The sequence below is a fragment of the Bacillus sp. ISL-41 genome (assembly GCF_018613235.1).
Lineage (GTDB): Bacteria > Bacillota > Bacilli > Bacillales > Cytobacillaceae > Mesobacillus.
The window spans coordinates 39678-59022 of the sequence record NZ_JAGGQP010000023.1 but is presented as its reverse complement, the minus strand read 5'-3'; the positions used below and the strand labels follow the sequence as shown (position 1 = coordinate 59022).

Below are 19345 nucleotides of genomic sequence, written 5' to 3'. Positions count from 1 at the left end.
CGTTTGAAAGGTTAAAGGTGGATAGTCTTCGTGGAGCAATGCGGACTCTTCTTTTAGTCTGTGATTAGTTTCCGATCTTAGTCAGTCAGACTATACTCTTTACCCAAAAGAAAAGCGGATATTCCCTTTCTGGCACATCCGAACCCACTTCTTCAGGACAACTTTCAGCTTCCCCCTCTCCGCAACTTTATAAAGACTCTTTTCGTGAACTTTTTTGATTTCACACCTTTTTTATACATATTAAAAATAGCACCGACACCTTAGATAATGCGGTAGCATGTTGAAAAGCAACACTCGATGCGAATACAGCCTTTATACAGCAAAGAAAAAGACGAACAGTCTCAGAACTGTTCGTCTTTCAGCTAAATACTCTATTATTGATTTCCGTTTTTAACCCATCCCGCAACCGTCACAGTACGCTTCGCCTGGTATTTTACCGCTGCTTCGACGTCTTCGATCATGTTGCCGTCCTGGTCGACTGTTACGCTTGTTCCATATGGATTGCCGCCGGCTGCGAATGTTACTGGGTCACTGTAGCCTGGTGCCGCAACGATTGCACCCCAGTGATACATTGTTGTATAGAGTGACAGGATGGTCGCTTCTTGTCCGCCATGCGGATTTTGCGCGGAGGACATGGCGCTCACAACTTTGTTCACGAGCTTGCCCTGAGCCCAAAGGCCGCCAGTCGTATCAAGGAATTGCTTCATCTGGGATGGCATGTTTCCGAATCGTGTAGGAACGCTGAAGATAATCGCGTCTGCCCATTCAAGATCATCTGGAGTCACTTCAGGGATATCCTTTGTGTTTTCAACAGTTGCCTTCCAAGCTTCATTGCCTTCAATCGCTGATTCAGGAGCTAATTCCTTCACTTTAAAAACCTTCACTTCTGCTCCAGCTTCTTTTGCGCCTTCTGCAGCCCATTTCGAGAGCTGTACATTCGTTCCGCCCATGCTGTAAAAAATCACTGCTAATTTGACCATATTGATTGCCTCCCTTATTTTATCCTACATTAAGGTATTTCCACTAATCTTCTATGACAAACTCGCTTACAGATACTCTTTTTCAATATTACGCGTGCTGCGGACTGTATCGATCGGCCGCACAAAGTCCTCGATCTGCTCCCGTTTTGATTCGAGGAATGGCGGCAATGACAGTTTTTCACCAAGGGTTCCATATGGCTCATCACCCATGAAACCTGGACCGTCTGTAGCCCATTCGAACAAGATTCCCGGTGCCACACGCGCATACAATGATTCAAAGAAGAATCGATCGACATAACCGGATGTGCCGAATCCAGCAGCCTTCATATGATCGATCCACTCATAAAGAACCGAAGTATCGGCAACTCGGAATGCGGCATGATGCACGGTGCCGAATCCCTGGCGTCCTGCCGGCAGCACTTTATTGTCCTCAACGATGACTTGTGCGCCGTTTCCGCCTTTTCCCATTTCAAACAAGTGCAGGGAACCTTCCTGCCCAACCTCACGCATATGCATGACTTTTTCCAATACCTCTTTAAAATAATCAAAGCGCGAGATCCGAATGTGGAGCGGTCCAAGACCTGTGATCGCATACTCCAACGGTATCGGACCGTTTTGCCATGGCGTTCCTGATGCAACACCTTCATTGTGTTCATCCGAAACCAGCATGTATTGCTGATCATCAAAATCAGCGAATGAAATCGTCTTTTTACCGAAAAGTTCTTTGATGCCAGTATGCTTGACGTCGTATTTATCGAAACGCTTCACCCAGTATTCAAGCGCGTCATCTGTAGGAACACGAAAGCCTGTTTTATAAATCTCGTCTGTTCCATGTGACCCCTTAGGAATCCCTGGGAAATCAAAGAATGTCATATCCGTGCCCGCCGATCCTTTATCGTCCGCGAAAAATAAGTGATAAGTCCGGATATCATCCTGGTTGACGGTCTTTTTTACAAGACGCATCCCTAACACATATGTGAAAAATTCATAGTTCTTTTCCGCACTGCTTGTAATGGCGGTAACATGGTGAATCCCTTTTAACTCGTTCAAGTTTTCTCCCCCTTTATCTCGAAACCGAGATATTAATCCGAAAAATATCTATTCTTACTTTATCCTTAATGACTTCGAAAAAAACATAATATCTTGAATTCGAGATAATTTTATCACGCAGGGTATTTTAATGTCAACCCCGGGGCAAAAGCCTTTGAGCTAAACTCAAAGGCTTTCCAGCTATTGTTTTAGAACTTCTTTATATTCATCTTTCCTTTCAAATTCTTTTTGCGCAAAGGAACAAACCGGCTCCACCTTCAAGCCTTCATTCTTCGCCTTCTCCACAACTTGGCGAACCAGCTCCTCCGCTACTCCCTGGCCGCGGTTCGCAGGGTCGACACCCGTATGGTTAATGACAAGAACCTCATCTCCGTCACGAGTATATGTGACTTCCCCTACTTCGAGTCCATCTGAATCCTTCGCAACAAAACGGCCATCTTCTTCTGTATAGTTAAACGGCATAACAATACCTCCTAATAGTGAGAATCTCAAAGTTCTATTGATTATCTTTCTCTTTTTCCCGCATCAAGATGAACTTACTCATTTTTGGATAATATTTTTCCACATTCCTTACACAGTGCATACGAAATTATTGAACATGACAATCTATAGATATGTATGCAAAGCCGGATCTAAAAGGGTGATTAAATTGGAAGATATTCGTCTTTCACGATTTGATAAAATTGTCGAGATGGGTAAGGAAGGGCAAAAGGCATTAAATCAGTATTGGTGGGATTATGCTTTATATACCTCTTTTGAGTATTGGCTGATGGTCTTATTCCTAGTGGCACCTCTCGTGATTCTCTTTTTGAAAGTTAATAAAAACAAGCTATTCCAAATTCTCTTTTATGGCTACAGTATCCATATGTCATTCGGATATCACGATTTATTTGGGAGAAATATGGGTTATTGGAATTACCCTTTTCCTGTCATTCCAGCGTTACCTGGAATTACACTCGACTCCAGCTTGATTCCGATCACTTTTATCTTCGTTTATCAATCGACACTTAACAGTAATAAAAAATATTACCTGTATGCGACTATGACAGCGGTATTCTTGTCGTTTGTTTTCAAACCTATGCTTGTCGGACTAGGACTATTTAGAATGTATGGGTCGATTAACTACTTTCACTTATTCCTCAGCTATTTTTCTGTACTGATTTTTGCCAAATTAACGACGGACTTATTCGTTTGGATTAAAAAAAGGTACAGCACAACCAAGTAATTCGCGATTTACAACAAACCTATAGGTTCAAATTCAGCGAACGACCTGATAGGCAGAAAGTTGAGTAATCTGGCTGCCTCACTTTCACAGATTCACCAACAGTCTAAAATCGAAAAAAACACTGCCTGATTCCTTACATAGGATCAGGCATATTTACTCTATGGAACTTTTAACGAAAGACTGTTGACGGCACATCGAACTGATTCCATAAAAACAAAACAAAAACAGCAGACGCTATCCAAGCAAACAGCGGGTTGTGAAAATGCAGTTTTAAAATGAGGAACATAACCGAATTAAACAGCGCAGACCACCAAAGATTCCAGCCATTAAAATATTTGATTAACTGAAAATGGATATCAACCAGTTCATTCGCAAAATAGACAAGTACCCACGCCAGATAATAAAGGACTTTTTTCCAAAGACCATGAGTTGGAAAATGAGCTAAATACGCGAGGCATGTCGCTGGATATTTAATTGCCATAATGGAAAAAGAAATATGCGTATTGGTGATCCCCATATCATTGTCTCCAGATGATGGAGAATATCTCCACATTGGATAATGATCCGATAATAAGTACATGTAGAGAAAATCACCAAGGATAAAGAAAAGAACGGTCGGATAGTACTTCCGCCAGTTCTTCCAGTCTCCCCATTTCACTAAAATTCCTGCCCAAATTAACCCATAAATAGTATTGACCATAATTCCGCCTCTTCTTTTACAAATAAAGGAAATCGGTTTTAGTATAGCCAATAGACTCAGTTAACAGTCATGGAATAATTATCGCGAAAAAAGACAAGATACATATAGTTATCCGCCAGTTCGGCAAATTTACTACCGAGGAGGCTGCCGCCATGAAGAGGAAAACAGAAGAAAACATACTGAGAGCTCTGCTAGCCATCGGCATCCTGGCGTTTTACAGATTGGTTCGAAAACCTCCTGTCAGAGACTGGCTGCTCATCTTCTTTTTGAAAAGCTACATCGCCTCCATCCTCGATAATTTGCTCGTCAAGAAAGGGTATCTGAGATATCCAGTTTCCTTATTTAAGACCTTTGACGTTAGTGTCATTTTCAGCTATTTGATTTTTCCGGTTGTGTGCGTTTACTTTAATCAGGTCACCAGGCATTCAGGCATTAATTCGATTTTACTGAAATCCCTATTGTTCTCAGCACCATCCGCCGTTGCCGAGCATTGGCTTGAACGGAACACGAAGCTGATCAAATATAAGAAGAATTGGACTTCGGTCCATAGCTTCGTTTCAATCGGCTCTACCTTTCTCCTTGTCAGGCTCGTCATGGGAGTCATCAGGAAGGTTGCCAATAAGTAAAGACTGGTTAGATATTCGAAAAATTAATAAAATCCCTCAACTTCTTTAACACTCTTCATCTAGACTTATATGAAACAGCATAAGGAGGGTGAAAAGATGAGGGAAAGCCTGACAGCAGAGGAAAAGCAAAAACTTGTGGAGCTTAAACTTAGGTTGCTGAACGTAAACACAGTCGAGGAAAGAGTTTCCTTGCTGGAAGCCATCGAACGAATCCTAAAAAACGCGAAAAAGCGCCAGAAACTCATAACGACATTAGACCGTCCATAACAGTGTAAATCACTGTTATTTTTTTGCGTAAAAAAAGAATGGGGAGATCCCCATCCTCTCACTTCACTTATTTCAATTCTTGAAGTTCAGCCAATGTTGCCTGTATGTCTTCATCTGTCAATGGTGCGAAGCCTGTTTCAGCGGCAACATCCTGGGCATTTTCCATCGTATAGATGGCGTAGTCAAGTACTTGTGCCTTCTCTTTAGCCATGTTTACGTTCAAGTATGTGAACACCGGGCGTGTGAATGGACCGTAGTCGCCATCTTCCTTGATGGTTTCAAGAGAAGGTTCAACAGGGCCATTGCCGAAATCTACTTTTACTGCAGCGAGCTTATCTTTGTTGTTTGCATAATAGCCGTATCCGAAAAAGCCGATCGCATTTTTATCCTTTGAAACGAGGTCAACCAGTGTAGAGTAGTCCTGCTGCAGGTTAATTCCTTCAACAAGATCTTTTTCATCAAGAATGTTTTCAAACATGAATTCGTACGTTCCATGATTTTCGTTCGGGCCGTATGTGTTAATAGCTTCAGCCGGGAAATCCGGACGAACATCAGACCATTTCTTTTTGCCGCCTTCAGCCAGGAAGATGTCGATGATTTCTTCTTTCGTCAGTTCCTTTGCCCAGTCATTGTCCTTATTGATGACAATTGTCAAACCATCCAAAGCGACTTTCATTTCTTTCACATCAATGCCAAGCTCTTCAGCTTTTGCCTTTTCTTCGTCTTTGATCTGGCGTGATGCATCATTGTAGTCTGTACCGTCTTCAACGAGGAATTTCTTGAAACCAGCGGAAGTCCCGGATCGGCTTACTTCTACAGATACATCCTCTTGCTTATCCATATAGTTCTCAGCCATTTTTGCCATGAATGGGTATACAGTTCCAGAACCGTCGATCACGACGCTGCCTTCAAGTTGAGTTTCAGTTTCATTAGAACCATTCGTCGCTTCCGCATTGCTTTCTCCATCCGAACAAGCCGTTCCGAAAGCCATTACACCAGCAAGCATCATAAACATCGCTAACTTTTTAAAACTCTTCATTCCTTAATTCCCCCTAATATTATGTCCGTTGCTACAAGTACAAGATTACTAGACAGTTATTAATAGGGTTTTAAGGCGTTGTAAATTAATTGAAAAGGTTTGTTAAGGAATGTTAATTCTTTCCTTAGGGGGAGAAGTTATATATAGTGAGGAAAAGGAGGTTTCGAGATGGACTATATATTAGAAACAACCGATCCTGAAAAATCACTGACCCTGCGTACAGCGATCCAGGGAATGCCGACGATGGTCGTGTTTGTCCGCCACCTTGGCTGACCAGTCTGTCGGGAATATCTTGCGCAGTTGCGCGAGCGAATCAATGAAGTAGAAGCTACAGGCTACCAGGTTGTTGCGGTTGCCCCTTCGAAAGGATCTTTTATCAAGCAATTCGTGGATCAGTTCGGACCATTTCCTTTTCCGATTTTAGGTGACCCATCGCGGCAAGCATATCGAGGTATGGGCCATAAAACGATGCCGAAGTGGAAGCTGCTGGCGAAAGCCGGTTTCGGATTTGTGACTGGCCAGGTCAAAGATTTCATCCCTAAAGATGGAAAACAGAAAGAATTCGTCATGAACTCGATGAAGACACAGGACGTCTACATCCAGGGAGGAACATGGCTTTATTCAACTGACGGGGAACTCCTGTGGAAGCATATCGATGAATCACCTGAGGATCACGCAAAAATTGATGAAGTTTTGAAGCAAATGAAAAAACGCTGATCAGCTTTAGCCGCGATCAGCGTTTTTTCTTATCAGTTTTATCGGAAACCTGTTCAAATAACTGTGAAATATAACCTTTCAATTCAAAGCCCTCTTCATTCATGAATTCCTTGATTTCTTTCATCTTAATCTACCTCCGTTGTTAATATGTTGTTGGTTATAGTATTCCCGCTCTAGCAAACTTTTATTCACCCAATTTTTAGAAGGATTGGCAGTCTACTAGTTTTGACGGAGGATAGATTGGAAAAGTTGCATAATTCAGTAAAAGTTTTACAATTTATTTTTATTCAAACTCCACATGCTATAGTTAAGCTGAAGCGCATAAGCGACCCAGGCAATATACGGCAGCATCAACCGGCCAGCGATTTTATCTTTTTGATAGTATTGATACGTTGTTAATGTAATCATACTCAGCAACAGGCCGATCTCCGCAAACGCCGTTCCTCGAAGGTTCAATTTGAAAAATAAGAACGACCAGAGAAAATTCAATCCAAGCTGGATATCATAGAGTGTTTCCGCGGTGGCGGTAGGTTTCTTTTTCATCGAAACCCGGTAATTCGCAAGCCCCATCGATGCATACAAGCCTGTCCACATGACAGGAAACACCCATGATGGCGGCGCATAATCCGGTTTCTCCAGCCTGATGTACTTCTCCTTCGCCCGCCGCGTCGCAATCATCCCCGTCACCATACCGCCGACCACCGGAATCAACAGCTCCTTGGCGAGCTTGCCCTTATCTATTTTTCCATTCACGCTTAGAACGTTCATTCTTGTCACCTGCCTTTTTCTTACTATTGCCTAGTTTTAGTGAAAAAAAAACTATGTGACTGCGAAATGAGCTTGTGATGATTATCTATTTTGACAGCTTTTGCCCTCATGCCCTCATACCTGTCACAATTCCTTCGGTTTCTTGACAGCTTTTGCCCTCATGACCTCATACCTGTCTTAATTCCTTCGGTTTCTTGACAGCTTTTGGACTCATGACCTCAAACCTGTCTTAATTCCTTCGGTTTCTTGACAGCTTTTGCCCTCATGACCTCAAACCTGTCTTAATTCCTTCGGTTTCTTGACAGCTTTTGGCCTCATGACCTCAAACCTGTCTTAATTCCTTCGGTTTCTTGACAGCTTTTGGTTTCATGACCTCAAACCTGTCTTAATTCCTTCGGTTTCTTGACAGCTTTTGGACTCATGACCTCAAACCTGTCACAATTCCTTCGGTTTCTTGACAGCTTTTGCCCTCATGCCAGTCATACCTGTCACAATTCCTTCGGTTTCTTGACAGCTTTTGCCCTCATGACCTCATACCTGTCTTAATTCCTTCGGTTTCTTGACAGCTTTTGCCCTCATGACCTCATACCTGTCACAATTCCTTCGGTTTCTTGACAGCTTTTCTCCTCACACAAACAAACCTGTCCTCACTTCTGACAACTCTTACTCTTGCGACCTCAAACCTGTCTTTAAAATAAAAAAGCGCCAGCCCCAATGGCCAGCACTTTCCCTGATCAACCTACTTCACAAACACATAAGGATTGCCGCCGATGGACTTCCTCATTTCTTCAGTGATCACGACACTGGATGTCTTTGTAGCTGCAGCACCCGCCGTCTGTTTGTTTTCCCCGCTACCATCATAAAACATTGGCTTTGCTTGCATTGCGTTTCCCCCTAGAATGGTTTTGTTGACATAAGCACGATGAGCACGACAGCTGCGACATGTGCGATGCCGTTCAGCTTGGCCGCTTTTTTATCCAGCTGATGATACTCGGCTGGCAGTTCGCCGTCGCCGCTGTTCATCACGATGTCGACTTGCTTTTCGATTGTTTTTGGCAACATTGCTGCGACGACAGGCTGAATCAGTACATATATAATCAAGGAACCGATGAACCATCCCTGTGACCAAAGCACCGGATTGACGATGGCCATCAGTATTCCGCTTGCTAACAAGGTAAGCGATCCAACCTTTGCAAACATCTCTATCTTCTTATTAATCTCAAAACACACTTTTGCGTTCGTTACTGACTTAGCACCAAATTTGGCGACAACAGGCATTCCAAAGCTCGCTCCTAAACCAACAACGGCGGCGATTACATGAACTAAAACCAACCCTCCATATAAAGTCATCCTCATCCCCCTCTAGAACTTTTTACCTATATATTTATATCATAAATATTCCCTCTTGTGGGTAATAATTCTTATTTTTCCAACTTGTTTATAGTGTTTTTTCATCAATGCCACGAAACAGAAAAAAGAAAGCATGAAAAAATACCCATGCTTCCTCTCCCTCACTCCCCGACACTCAACCATATTTCCATTGTCAGCTCGAGTTCTTCATTCAGTTGCTGTTTCCTGCTATACAGCTGATCCAGCTCTTCATAATCCTGCTTGATTCCCATCACCAGATCGAGCTCCGTGATTTCTTTTTCTAGGCCTTCAATCTTCTTCAGCAGCCCACCCCCCGGGTCTGGTTTCACCATTCGCTGCACCTTTTCCTTTTTCTCCTTCACATTCGGCACCACTTCTAGCAACGCTCTCTCCCTCTTATAATCATCATAATTCCCCTCATAGCTCTTCAAGCCAAAATCCTCAACCGCAATCACGCGCTCGCCGATTTTATTGATAAAATAGCGGTCATGTGAAATGAAGAATATCGTACCTTTAAAATCCTCCAGGGCCGCTTCAAGCGTCTCAATCGAATCGATATCCAGATGGTTCGTCGGTTCATCAAGGATCAGCAAATTGATATCCTGAAACATCAGCATCGCCAGCTTCAAGCGAATCCGCTCGCCCCCGGACAGGAACTTCACTTTCTTGAAGACACTCTTTTTGTAAAACATGAACTTCGCCAGATACTCGCGCGCTTTTCCCTCCACAATCGAGATATCCTCACGGAAACACTCAAGCACCGTCAGCTCTTCATTTTTAAAGTCAATCTTCTGAGGCAGATAGGCGGCCATCACATTCGCACCCAACTCGACCACACCGGCATCCGGCTGCTCCTCCCTGAGAAGCATCTTCAGGAACGTCGTCTTGCCGCTGCCATTTGGACCAACAAGGCCGACCCGCTCACCGTAATGAACCATCAGATCAGCGCCTTCAAAAATCACCTTATCTCCATAGCGCTTAGAAACAGCAACCGCCTTGATCGTTTCATTCCCGGAGCGCACTGCATCGTTAAAATTCAAACGCATATTCCGTCGCTCAAAAATCGGTTTCTCAATGCGATCCAGTTTATCGAGCTTCTTCTGGATGCTGGCCGCACGCCTGAAAAATTTGTTATTGTCCGCCCTCAGCGCCCAGTCCCGTAGGCTCGTCACCTGCTTTTCCATGTTATTGACCTTCTTTTGCTGCTCGCGGAACTGCTCATACTGCACCCGCATATTTTCTTCTTTTTGGCTGATAAAGCTTGAATAGTTCCCCCTGTAGCTAATCGTTTCCATATCCTCGATCTCGACGATTTTATTGACCACATTATCGAGGAAATAGCGGTCATGCGAAACAATCAGCACGATGCCCTTATAATTTTTCAAAAAGCCTTCGAGCCATTCAATCGATTCCATATCAAGGTGATTCGTCGGCTCATCGAGCAGCAGGATATCCGGCTGATGGACGAGAATTTTTCCGAGACCTACCGTCGTCTTCTCACCGCCGCTCAGCAGATCGAAATCCCTCTGTAAAAAGCCCTCGGTAAACTTGAGCCCGGTGCAAACCTTGCTCAGCTTCTCCTCTTGTTCGTACCCGCCCTTTGCTTCATACAGATTCACGAGATCACTATATTTATTGAGCGTTTTCTCCAAAGCCGCCCCCTCTAAAACCTGCATCTGCCCCTCTAGCTCTCGCATCTGTTTTTCAATCTCATGAACCTCTTCAAATGCCAGATTCAAGACATCGATCACCCTCAGGCCGGCCGGATACGAAGGCATCTGCTCAAGGTAAGCAAACGATGCTCCCCTCGGACGATGGACCAGCCCCTCATCATAACCCGGGCTCGAGGTCTGCGGATAGCCAGGATAATAATGCATCCTCTCGATTCCTGCAATCACCTTCAGAATCGTACTTTTCCCGCTGCCATTCGCCCCGACAATCCCGATTTTATCCCCTTCAAATGCCTCCAATGTAAAACTTTTCACGACCAGCGTCGCTTCCATATATTTTTTAATTCCATGCACTTTAAGTTCTAACATATCAATTCCTTCTTTCATCCATAATGAAGCTACGCTTTTATGGACAGCACAAAGAAGAACCTATTTACTATTCAATTTTTCCAATAAAAAAAGACCGTAGAAATCCCTACAGTCTTGAATCAACATTTTCAGCAAGCCAAATAAGCCCATGCCAAAAATTCCCGATCACGATTCAGTAAAGTAAGTTTTCTTCTAATTGCTGTGATCCCATAAAGAGCATAACGAAATAAACCTATACACATAGGCTTTTTACACTCTGTACAAAATCCTTATTAATAAAATTAAAATTAATAATTAGCAATTAGATGTTGGTTCCATAAACTTACTTTCCCTCCTCAATCATTTGCTTCATTATCTCAGGTTTACATAATTTTGTAAATATTTATGGGTAATTTTTCATGATTCTTCTTCCTTCAGGACAAGCATAAATTAGTAGAAAACTTGTCCACCAGAAAGGATTCCGTGCCATGATTCCGTTTCGTGAGAAGCTCACTGCTTCTATGTATGCCTTATTATCAATCAGTTTTTGGGGAGTTTCCTTTGTTTCTGCTAAAGCCGTACTCGGAAAGCTTGACCCGTTTTCCCTCCTGGTGCTGCGTTTTGGTCTAGGAGCATTGTTTTTATTGATGATTTTACTGCTGAATCGTTATACTTTGCGAATTTCGATTCGATACATTCCTCATTTGGTTGTCCTCGGAATACTGGGTGTGTTTATTCACCAGGTCCTGCAGGCAACGGCCTTGTTAACAATCAATGCCTCGTCTGCCGGATGGCTGATTTCGTTCTCTCCGATTTTCACCGTCATCCTGTCGGTCCTGTTTTTGCATGAAAAGATGGACGTGAAAAAAGCACTTGGAATGGTGGTCGCCATAACAGGTGTCTTTCTTGTCACTACCACCCGCAGCGGGCATTCTTTCGAATTTGCGCTGAACATCGGCTTCATCCTGATGATCCTGAGCACCCTGAACTGGGCGGTTTATTCGATCCTGTTAAAAAGGCTGCAAATCCCGTATCCTGCTCTTTTGGTGACATTTTACATGAGCTTAATCGGGTTTGTGCTTACTCTCCCTTTTATCATCCGCAACAAAGGCTGGGAATCCCTGCCCTTGCTGACACAGACAGAGTGGGCACATCTTTTGTTCCTTGCGATATTCGTATCTGGAATTGGGTATTGGTATTGGGGAAAGGCGCTGGAAGTATTGGATGCATCAAGAGTATCCATGTTCATCTACCTCGAGCCTTTGGTCACCCTGATTGCCGCCATCTTTCTTTTACATGAAAAATTTATCCTCATAAGTGCCATTGGCGGAATCATAATTATTATAGGAGTGGCCATTGTCAATGGCGGTCTTGCACGCTTACTGGTGAGTACCATTTTTAAAAAATGAAGAAGGTGGGAGTGTCCATGACTTTGAAGCCTCAGGCAAAAAACGTGTTGGATTCATTAAAAATTCCTTCCAGACATGAGATGAAGGAAGCGCTGGCGGAGCTTAATATGTCTGTAGATGAATTGGAGCCATTACTCCATTCATCTTCCGGAAAGCCTTACTATCGGAAACTTCTATACAAAAGTGAGGATGTCGAGCTGCTTGTGATGAACTGGTCATCATTGGAATGCGCCCCCCATGACCACGGCGACTCTCATGGATGGATCCATGTCCTTAATGGGACTTCCATCAACTCTGTCTACGAGGTCAAAAACAACAAACTTCCTAAAGAAATATTCAAAGAGTATCATCATCAAGGACAACTCTTTTTCGCGCCTAAAAAAGGCGTCCATAAAATGCAGGCAGACGGTCCAGACGGGCTCGTCACTCTCCACCTCTATTCGCCGCCCATCAGCGGGATGAAAGTCTATGATTTAGAAAAATGCGCAGCCTGCATCGTCTCCGATGATTGTGGAGCATGGTGGCCAGAGGAACAGCGTCAGAAAATCAAAGAAATCCAGCTTACAAAACCAGAAGACGGTTCTCATGCTTCATGAGAACCGTCTCTAAAAATCTCTATTCACGGAATTTCAGGGCCAAACCCTTCAGGAAATTCCGTGCGAATTTATCGCCGCACTCCCGATAGTTCTTATGCCCTTCTTTTCTCAAAATCGCACCGAGCTCACCCTTTGATACACGGACTCCCGCAAGGTCAAAAATCTCGAGCATATCCTCGCTCGTGAGTGACAGGGCGATTTTCACCTTCTTCAGAAGCTGGTTATTCACAGCCTCCCCGGTTAGTGGCGGAGCACCAGTCTCCCCCGGACGCTTCCCTCTTTTAAAAGTAACCATGCCATTCAAGAACTGCTCCATCATTGCATTGTTGACTCTTATGTAGCCCTCTGGGACAATCTCTTCACCATATTCATCTTCATCTACCCTCTGCAGCATCATGCGGACATCGTCCTTCGTCACGTTCACGCCGCCAAGCTCGAATATCTCTACCATATCAGTATCTTTGATATCCAATGCGTACCGTAACCGGATCATTATATCATTGTTAAGCATTAAAAAAGCCTCCTATAAAAAGCTGTACCATTAGTATTCCCGATTAACTATTGCAGTCTACCATTAAATATTAAAAATGCCTATAGTTTTCACCTTCACAAGCGTCTGGAGGCATTTTTAGACCGGGGAGCTGCAGCACTTCATCAAGATTTCTGGCTTTTGCTAAAAAATCTGGTTACACCAAATGCTATCCCCAATGACAATACAGAGATCACCAATGGGATTGAGTTTGTATTCCCGAACTCTACCTGCGAAGGTAAATTTACCGCTTCCGATGGGATTTCAGGCGAATAAAAAGCGGTTAACAGCAGACCAGATACTACCTGCAACACGATAAAAGCTATAATAAAACTTCCGGCAAACAACAAATATTTTTTCATATCCATCACCCTCTCCTACCCATTAGTACGGTTGGAGCCTTAATTAGTTTCAGAAAATCCGGACCAGCATTCCAGAAATGACCTTCCAGTCTGCCTATAATTGAGCTCTTATCAAAATTATTTAAATCGTAATGATTCCTAAAATCATTTACAAAAATAAATTTCTGTTTTACACTTTAAATCGTAATCATTTCGATTAAGGAAAATATAGATTAAGGAGATCACTATGAAAATCACTAAACTACTTGGTTTACTGCTATTAGTGGGTTTGACACTAGCGGGCTGTTCGTCCAGCGAGAAATCAGCCAACCAAAATAATTCTCAAGCTAATAAGCTGACGGTCTATACCACCATCTACCCTCTTCAGGATTTCACGAAAAAAATTGGCGGGGAATTCGTTGAAGTGGAAAGCCTCTACCCACCGAATGTAGACGCTCACAGCTTCGAACCAAGCACTAAGGATATGATGAAGCTTGCAGAAGCAAATTTATTTATTTATTCCGGTTCCGGGATCGAAGGGTTTGTGGAAAAAGCGGAGAAAGCCTTAAAAAATGAAAAGGTCATGATTGTAAAAGCCGCAGAAAATGTGGATATGATTGAGTCTTCGCATGATCATTCCCATGAAGGGGAAGATGCTCATTCCGAAGAAGAACACCATGACGAGGAAGCCGCTCACTCTGAAGAAGAACATCACGACGAGCAAGCCACTCATTCTGAAGAAGAACACCATAATGAGGACCATCATGCTAAAAACTTAGATCCACATGTATGGCTTGATCCAATCCTGTCTATCAAACTGGCATTAAATATCAAAGATTCCCTAATTCAACAGATGCCGGAGCATGAACAGGAATTTGAACAGAATTTCGCGCAGCTTGAGAAAGACCTAAAGGATTTGGACAATGAATTTAAAACTACAATCAATCAGGCCGAAAACAAGCATCTGCTTGTCGCCCATGAAGCGTATGGATACTGGTCAAATAGATATGGAATCATCCAGATCGCTGTCAATGGATTTTCTCCCACACAAGAGCCTTCACAACGAGAATTGACAAAGTTAATTGAAGAAGCTAAAGAACATGATTTGAGTTACATTGCGTTTGAACAGAATGTTTCGTCACGCGTGGCAGAAATGATTCAAAGCGAAATCGGTGCTGAGACAGTTACCTTGTATAACCTTGAGTCCATCTCAGCTGAAGATATGAAGAATCAAGAGGACTATTTCAGCCTGATGCGAAAAAATCTTAAGACGCTGGAAAAAATGCTAAATTAATAGTCTCTTTTACTAGATTGTACATATTTTCTTTATTCAAGCAGTACAATCTAGTAAAAGTATCCAGGAGGAGAAAATGATTCGATTAATCCGGTCTAATTTATTGGACATTACAGGTTTTGCTGTCATTCTGGCGTTTCTCATGCTGCTAAGCCTGGGGATGGGATTTCAGAGTGAGTTGGAAATCCCCTCTTCCATTCTGAATCTGAATACGATATTTCTCAGCATTTTAATAGAAGCCTTCCCGTTCGTTCTGATTGGGGTGCTGATTGCGGGGATGATTCAGATTTTTGTCACCGAGGAACATATAAGCAGGTGGATTCCTAAGAACAAATATTTGGCGATTGTAATGAGTTGCAGTGTTGGCGCTCTTTTTCCAGCGTGCGAATGCGGAATCGTTCCAATCATCCGCAGGCTAGTTGGCAAAGGAGTCCCAATAGCCGCTGCCATTGGTTTTATGTTGACGGGCCCCCTCATCAACCCTATTGTCATTGCGTCTACATATATGGCTTTTGGCAACGATTTTAAAATCGCTGCGCTTCGAATGGGATTGGGATTGGCCATCGCGATCATTGTCGCCTTCATGGTTGGAATGATTTTCAAAGGAACGCAGTTCAAAAAAAGCACCTCATTGCTCATCCATAGCCATTCTGGAAAACAGACCTTCCTCGAAAAGTTCTGGTCCATGCTCCAGCATTCAATTGATGAGTTTTTCGATATGGCCAAGTACCTAATCATCGGCGCATTCCTGGCCGCTCTGGTTCAGACCTATATGCCGGCAAAAACATTATTGGAAATTGGCAGTGGTGCCGCTTCCTCACTGGCTGTCATGATGGGACTAGCGTTCTTCCTGTCCCTTTGCTCTGAGGCAGATGCCTTTATTGGGGCTTCCTTCAGCAGCATCTTTCCTTCAACCTCGATCCTTGGCTTCCTGATTTTCGGGCCGATGATTGACTTGAAAAATACGCTGATTATGATGAGTGTGTTCCGATTTAAATTCGTCATTACCGTTCTTGCGCTCGTCGCTGGGACTGTATTCACTATTCTCATGCTGTTTGGCGGCATGCTATAGGAGGTCTTGTCCATGCAATTCCATGCACAGCAGGCGGCAAGGTCCCTGATCCTGCTTGGATTTTCCGCTTTGATTTATATGCTGCATTTTACAGGTAAGATTTATTTATTCATTAATCCAAAGTATTTGCTTTTAAGTCAGGCAGCCGCGTTCCTATTTTTGCTCCTGTTTTTCATCCAGATTACACGAGTTTGGACAATAAAAGGGGAACACAATCACGACTCCTGCAATCATGCGGGTGAATGCTGCTCTCATGATGATCACCATGACCATTTTCATGACCATGGCACATCACCTTTTTCAGTAAAAAAACTGTTATCATACTCAATCATCGTATTGCCTTTACTGACAGGATTTTTCCTGCCTGCAAAGGTCCTTGACTCCGCGATCGCCGATAAAAAGGGAGCGATGCTGTCGATTGCCGGCTCAAGTAAAAGCGGTCAGGGCAGACAGACAACGAGTGAAACGCCAGAACAGGAAGACAGCCAGGGAACTGGCGAAGCTGGCCAACCACCAGAAGAGAGCGATTATCAGGCTGAGCAAGGTACTGACATACCCGAAGGCACCGAGACTGCCACAGGTTACGAAAATCAAATGACAGATGAAGAATACAATACAAAGATGAAAGGGTTGGAGACAGGGACTATTATTTTCAATGACAGTATCTATTCATCTTACTATGAGAAAATCAGCTCCGACATCGATAAGTTCCAAGGCCGGAAGGTAAGTCTATACGGCTTCGTTTATAAAGAGGAAGGCTTTACAGAAGACCAACTGGTCGTATCACGCTTCTTGGTCACCCACTGTGTCGCAGATGCCAGCATTATCGGATTTTTATCTGAGTTCCCGGACGCAGCGACGATCGAAAAAGACACCTGGATTAAAATAGAAGGCGTCATCGAAACAGGGTCCTACATGGACACCCCCATCCCGCTTGTCAAAGTCTCTAAATGGGAAATTACCGAAGAACCGGAAGTTCCATATCTATATCCTGTCAGCATAAATAGAGAATAATGGATTTGTTACTATACGAATAACCAAATAAAGAAGGGCAAACGCTCATCACAAAGCTTTGCCCTTTTTTCTATAAACATATAGTATCGCTAGCCAGTTTGTTATCCCAGAGCACAGGCTAGTTCAAACCCCTCTCTTGTGGCATCTGCTAAAGATGTTTTGCCTGCTGCATCCCCAATTACATAGACATTCTTCATAATTCCTCTCAAATATTGTTCCAGCGGGTTATAAGCCTGCACTCCCATGGCTATGACAACCTGATCCACCTCTATCGCTTTAGTTGCACCAGTTTTGTCCTCTGTTAAAATGACTCCTTCAGCCGTGATTTCGCTGACGTCGTGGCCGGTAATGACTTTGATGCCTTCCAATCTAAGCTTTTCCATCAGTTTCATTCTGGTCTGCGGGCTTATTTTTCTGGCTGATTCTGTGAGTACTTCAATGAGTGTTATTTCATTACCTTGCTCGGAAAGTCTGCGGGAAGTACTATGACAAACCATCCCGCTTCCAATTACTGCGATTTTTTGGCCGGTAAAAACACTGTTTTCAACTTTGACATCGCGATAATTGCTTACATGCGGAAGATCAAGACCCTCAAAATCCGGGACACGCGGGGTACCGCCTGTCGCCAGCAGAACCACATCCGGTTTCATTAATTTAATCAGCCCGACAGAAGCTTCTAAATTCAGGCGGATGTCAATATTCAGCCGCTCCATTTCATTGATGAGGTATCTTACGTATCTTGCCATTTTCTTTTTATAGACCGGGTCTGTAACAAGGTTTAGCTGCCCGCCGAGCTTGCCACTCTTTTCAAGAAGGGTCACATCAAAACCTCTTATGGCCAAAGCCCTTGCTGCTTCCATTCCGCCAGGACCGCCCCCAACTACCACTACATGTCTCTTTTTTTCAATAGGAGACATTTCTAAAAATTCCAGCTCCCGTCCTGCCCTGACGTTGACTGAACACTCAATATGCCCCTTCGTATAAACGCAGTGCAGGCAGGAAATGCACATTTTGATTTCCTTTTCTCGACCCTCGGCTACCTTTCGCACCCAATCAGGATCTGCAATATGTCCGCGGCCAATTGATACAAAATCTGCTCTGCCTTCAGCCAAAATAGACTCCACAAATTGAGGATCGCGGATATTCCCTACCGCAAAAACCGGGATATTGACTTCTTTCTTGATTTCCTCTGCCAGGTAAACTCTCCAGCCTTCTTCAAAAAGAGGAGATTCGATGACCTTCTCCATCGTATTGTAGTTTCCTGAGCTTGCATGTATGCCATCGACCCCTATTTTCTCAAAGTATCGGCTTACTTTACGGCTTAAGGTAAGGTCCATGCCGCCTTCTTCAAATTCATCGACGCTAAGCCTTACGGTAACAGGATAATCCGCACCGCACTCCTGTTTGATCCCCCGGACAATCTCCTCCACGAATCGCATCCTTTTTTCAAAGCTGCCGCCATACTTATCTTTACGAAGATTGGTATTCGGGCTTAAAAACTGGTTGATCAAATAACCATGCGCACCGTGGAGCTCTACTCCATCTATGCCTGCTGACTTGCAGCGGACTGCCCCCTCCACGAATTTTCCGATGATTTCTTTCACCTCAGAAATTGTTAATTCCCTTGGTTCTTCGCCAATTGCTTTACAGGCAACCGGACTGGGAGCGACAATTTGCTTTCCTCCTGTCAAATAGGAGCTGGATTCTCTGCCGGCATGGTGAAGCTGGACAAATATTCTTGCACCATATGTATGGACTGCCTCAGCCAGACGGCGAAACCCGGATATAAACCGGTCATTATCCACCCTAAGCTGGTTTGCTGCTCCCCGTCCCATTTCAAAATCGATCGTTGTAAATTCAGTAATGATCAAACCCGTCCCGCCTTTGGCCCTTTCCTCGTAATAACGGATTTGCTGCTCCGTCATTTCTCCATCCGCACTGGCCAATCCGGTTCCCATTGCAGGCATCACCACCCTATTCTTGAGTGTTAAACTGCCTATTTTCCCGACCGAAAACAAAAGTGGATAATTCATTAGATCTGCCTCCATTCTCTTATGCTCACAATTTCACATTATATTTTCTATTAAATCACATAACCACAGGATGAAGGTTTCGATTTTGTGAGGTGTCTATGACTATTCACCCCGCAGGCTAATTCCCTCCTCTATTTCCTCACAAATAAGGTATCTATATAAGGTTAAACCCCTATGGGTACTGACTTTTATCACTCTCTGTCAAAGAATGTTCAAGACTTTTTGACAGAATTGTGATGGTGTCTCGAGATGTGAGGTTCGTCACAACTGATGTGTGATATAAATGGTTTATTAAT

The 19345-nt window shown here is 43.5% G+C and carries 20 protein-coding genes and 1 pseudogene; 9 read left to right on the top strand and 12 right to left on the bottom strand.

Going from position 1 to position 19345, the window contains the following annotated elements; genetic code table 11:
* Nucleotides 1–374: 374 nt before the first annotated feature.
* The 3 genes from wrbA to J7I80_RS10975 all read right to left on the bottom strand — a co-directional run bounded on the left by wrbA (nt 375) and on the right by J7I80_RS10975 (nt 2492).
* On the bottom strand, nt 375–986 hold the full coding sequence (gene wrbA / locus J7I80_RS10985; protein WP_214738595.1) for an NAD(P)H:quinone oxidoreductase: 612 nt from the start codon (nt 984–986) through the stop codon (nt 375–377).
* Between the two features lie 60 nt (nt 987–1046).
* A complete protein-coding gene (locus J7I80_RS10980) occupies nt 1047–2030 on the bottom strand; it encodes a ring-cleaving dioxygenase (RefSeq protein WP_214738408.1) in 984 nt (327 codons plus the stop codon).
* A 180-nt stretch (nt 2031–2210) separates the two neighbouring features.
* Entirely contained in the window at nt 2211–2492 is a 282-nt protein-coding gene (locus tag J7I80_RS10975) for a GNAT family N-acetyltransferase (RefSeq protein ID WP_214738407.1), read from the bottom strand.
* Between the two features lie 187 nt (nt 2493–2679).
* On the opposite strand from J7I80_RS10975, the gene J7I80_RS10970 reads away from it, so the two are divergent.
* Nucleotides 2680–3255, top strand: coding sequence for a hypothetical protein (locus J7I80_RS10970; protein ID WP_214738406.1), 576 nt, complete (start codon nt 2680–2682; stop codon nt 3253–3255).
* Nucleotides 3256–3424: 169 nt separating this feature from the next.
* On the opposite strand, the gene J7I80_RS10965 is transcribed toward J7I80_RS10970, so the two are convergent.
* Nucleotides 3425–3955, bottom strand: coding sequence for a CBO0543 family protein (locus J7I80_RS10965; RefSeq protein WP_214738405.1), 531 nt, complete (start codon nt 3953–3955; stop codon nt 3425–3427).
* 152 nt (nt 3956–4107) lie between these two features.
* Between J7I80_RS10965 and J7I80_RS10960 the strand changes: the two genes are divergently transcribed.
* Nucleotides 4108–4581: a CBO0543 family protein gene (locus J7I80_RS10960; protein ID WP_214738404.1), complete on the top strand. Its 474-nt coding sequence runs from the start codon at nt 4108–4110 to the stop codon at nt 4579–4581.
* 96 nt (nt 4582–4677) lie between these two features.
* Nucleotides 4678–4848, top strand: coding sequence for a hypothetical protein (locus tag J7I80_RS10955; protein ID WP_214738403.1), 171 nt, complete (start codon nt 4678–4680; stop codon nt 4846–4848).
* A 67-nt stretch (nt 4849–4915) separates the two neighbouring features.
* On the opposite strand, the gene J7I80_RS10950 is transcribed toward J7I80_RS10955, so the two are convergent.
* Entirely contained in the window at nt 4916–5887 is a 972-nt protein-coding gene (locus J7I80_RS10950) for a PstS family phosphate ABC transporter substrate-binding protein (protein ID WP_214738402.1), read from the bottom strand.
* Between the two features lie 285 nt (nt 5888–6172).
* Here J7I80_RS10950 and J7I80_RS10945 point away from each other — a divergent pair.
* Nucleotides 6173–6604 (top strand): annotated as a pseudogene (locus J7I80_RS10945) (AhpC/TSA family protein); the annotation flags it as partial.
* Between the two features lie 270 nt (nt 6605–6874).
* Here J7I80_RS10945 and J7I80_RS10940 read toward each other — a convergent pair.
* The 4 genes from J7I80_RS10940 to abc-f all read right to left on the bottom strand — a co-directional run bounded on the left by J7I80_RS10940 (nt 6875) and on the right by abc-f (nt 10782).
* Nucleotides 6875–7372: a TspO/MBR family protein gene (locus tag J7I80_RS10940; RefSeq protein ID WP_214738400.1), complete on the bottom strand. Its 498-nt coding sequence runs from the start codon at nt 7370–7372 to the stop codon at nt 6875–6877.
* A 739-nt stretch (nt 7373–8111) separates the two neighbouring features.
* Nucleotides 8112–8255 (bottom strand): hypothetical protein, encoded by a 144-nt coding sequence (locus tag J7I80_RS10935; protein WP_214738399.1) that lies wholly within the window; start codon nt 8253–8255, stop codon nt 8112–8114.
* An 11-nt stretch (nt 8256–8266) separates the two neighbouring features.
* The gene (locus J7I80_RS10930; protein ID WP_214738398.1) at nt 8267–8722 is read right to left on the bottom strand and encodes a DUF2269 family protein; all 456 of its coding nucleotides are present in this window, start codon (nt 8720–8722) and stop codon (nt 8267–8269) included.
* A gap of 161 nt (nt 8723–8883) precedes the next feature.
* The gene (gene abc-f / locus J7I80_RS10925; RefSeq protein ID WP_214738397.1) at nt 8884–10782 is read right to left on the bottom strand and encodes a ribosomal protection-like ABC-F family protein; all 1899 of its coding nucleotides are present in this window, start codon (nt 10780–10782) and stop codon (nt 8884–8886) included.
* Between the two features lie 467 nt (nt 10783–11249).
* Between abc-f and J7I80_RS10920 the strand changes: the two genes are divergently transcribed.
* Nucleotides 11250–12170 carry a DMT family transporter gene (locus J7I80_RS10920; protein ID WP_214738396.1) on the top strand — a complete coding sequence of 307 codons (921 nt, stop codon included), beginning with the start codon at nt 11250–11252 and terminating at the stop codon, nt 12168–12170.
* A gap of 17 nt (nt 12171–12187) precedes the next feature.
* Nucleotides 12188–12766: a cysteine dioxygenase gene (locus tag J7I80_RS10915; protein WP_214738395.1), complete on the top strand. Its 579-nt coding sequence runs from the start codon at nt 12188–12190 to the stop codon at nt 12764–12766.
* Nucleotides 12767–12785: 19 nt separating this feature from the next.
* On the opposite strand, the gene J7I80_RS10910 is transcribed toward J7I80_RS10915, so the two are convergent.
* Nucleotides 12786–13277: a YehS family protein gene (locus J7I80_RS10910; protein WP_214738394.1), complete on the bottom strand. Its 492-nt coding sequence runs from the start codon at nt 13275–13277 to the stop codon at nt 12786–12788.
* Between the two features lie 143 nt (nt 13278–13420).
* Nucleotides 13421–13663, bottom strand: a complete 243-nt coding sequence (locus tag J7I80_RS10905) for a hypothetical protein (protein ID WP_214738393.1) — start codon at nt 13661–13663, stop codon at nt 13421–13423.
* 220 nt (nt 13664–13883) lie between these two features.
* Between J7I80_RS10905 and J7I80_RS10900 the strand changes: the two genes are divergently transcribed.
* The 3 genes from J7I80_RS10900 to J7I80_RS10890 all read left to right on the top strand — a co-directional run bounded on the left by J7I80_RS10900 (nt 13884) and on the right by J7I80_RS10890 (nt 17016).
* Nucleotides 13884–14930, top strand: coding sequence for a metal ABC transporter solute-binding protein, Zn/Mn family (locus J7I80_RS10900; RefSeq protein ID WP_214738392.1), 1047 nt, complete (start codon nt 13884–13886; stop codon nt 14928–14930).
* Nucleotides 14931–15006: 76 nt separating this feature from the next.
* Nucleotides 15007–16002, top strand: coding sequence for a permease (locus tag J7I80_RS10895; RefSeq protein ID WP_214738390.1), 996 nt, complete (start codon nt 15007–15009; stop codon nt 16000–16002).
* A 12-nt stretch (nt 16003–16014) separates the two neighbouring features.
* A complete protein-coding gene (locus J7I80_RS10890; RefSeq protein WP_214738388.1) occupies nt 16015–17016 on the top strand; it encodes a TIGR03943 family putative permease subunit in 1002 nt (333 codons plus the stop codon).
* A 101-nt stretch (nt 17017–17117) separates the two neighbouring features.
* Here the strand turns inward: J7I80_RS10890 and J7I80_RS10885 are convergent, their stop codons facing one another.
* On the bottom strand, nt 17118–19049 hold the full coding sequence (locus J7I80_RS10885; protein WP_214738386.1) for an oxidoreductase: 1932 nt from the start codon (nt 19047–19049) through the stop codon (nt 17118–17120).
* Nucleotides 19050–19345: the final 296 nt, after the last annotated feature.

What these genes read in the sequence shown, in the direction of transcription:
- J7I80_RS10905 (WP_214738393.1), bottom strand. Translation starts at nt 13,663, where the DNA reads ATGGATATGAAAAAATATTTGTTGTTTGCCGGAAGTTTTATTATAGCT.
- abc-f (WP_214738397.1), bottom strand. Translation starts at nt 10,782, where the DNA reads ATGTTAGAACTTAAAGTGCATGGAATTAAAAAATATATGGAAGCGACG.
- J7I80_RS10965 (WP_214738405.1), bottom strand. Translation starts at nt 3,955, where the DNA reads ATGGTCAATACTATTTATGGGTTAATTTGGGCAGGAATTTTAGTGAAA.
- J7I80_RS10975 (WP_214738407.1), bottom strand. Translation starts at nt 2,492, where the DNA reads ATGCCGTTTAACTATACAGAAGAAGATGGCCGTTTTGTTGCGAAGGAT.
- J7I80_RS10950 (WP_214738402.1), bottom strand. Translation starts at nt 5,887, where the DNA reads ATGAAGAGTTTTAAAAAGTTAGCGATGTTTATGATGCTTGCTGGTGTA.
- J7I80_RS10890 (WP_214738388.1), top strand. Translation starts at nt 16,015, where the DNA reads ATGCAATTCCATGCACAGCAGGCGGCAAGGTCCCTGATCCTGCTTGGA.
- J7I80_RS10900 (WP_214738392.1), top strand. Translation starts at nt 13,884, where the DNA reads ATGAAAATCACTAAACTACTTGGTTTACTGCTATTAGTGGGTTTGACA.
- J7I80_RS10935 (WP_214738399.1), bottom strand. Translation starts at nt 8,255, where the DNA reads ATGCAAGCAAAGCCAATGTTTTATGATGGTAGCGGGGAAAACAAACAG.
- J7I80_RS10930 (WP_214738398.1), bottom strand. Translation starts at nt 8,722, where the DNA reads ATGACTTTATATGGAGGGTTGGTTTTAGTTCATGTAATCGCCGCCGTT.
- J7I80_RS10915 (WP_214738395.1), top strand. Translation starts at nt 12,188, where the DNA reads ATGACTTTGAAGCCTCAGGCAAAAAACGTGTTGGATTCATTAAAAATT.
- J7I80_RS10885 (WP_214738386.1), bottom strand. Translation starts at nt 19,049, where the DNA reads ATGAATTATCCACTTTTGTTTTCGGTCGGGAAAATAGGCAGTTTAACA.
- J7I80_RS10955 (WP_214738403.1), top strand. Translation starts at nt 4,678, where the DNA reads ATGAGGGAAAGCCTGACAGCAGAGGAAAAGCAAAAACTTGTGGAGCTT.
- J7I80_RS10910 (WP_214738394.1), bottom strand. Translation starts at nt 13,277, where the DNA reads ATGCTTAACAATGATATAATGATCCGGTTACGGTACGCATTGGATATC.
- J7I80_RS10940 (WP_214738400.1), bottom strand. Translation starts at nt 7,372, where the DNA reads ATGAACGTTCTAAGCGTGAATGGAAAAATAGATAAGGGCAAGCTCGCC.
- J7I80_RS10960 (WP_214738404.1), top strand. Translation starts at nt 4,108, where the DNA reads ATGAAGAGGAAAACAGAAGAAAACATACTGAGAGCTCTGCTAGCCATC.
- J7I80_RS10895 (WP_214738390.1), top strand. Translation starts at nt 15,007, where the DNA reads ATGATTCGATTAATCCGGTCTAATTTATTGGACATTACAGGTTTTGCT.
- J7I80_RS10920 (WP_214738396.1), top strand. Translation starts at nt 11,250, where the DNA reads ATGATTCCGTTTCGTGAGAAGCTCACTGCTTCTATGTATGCCTTATTA.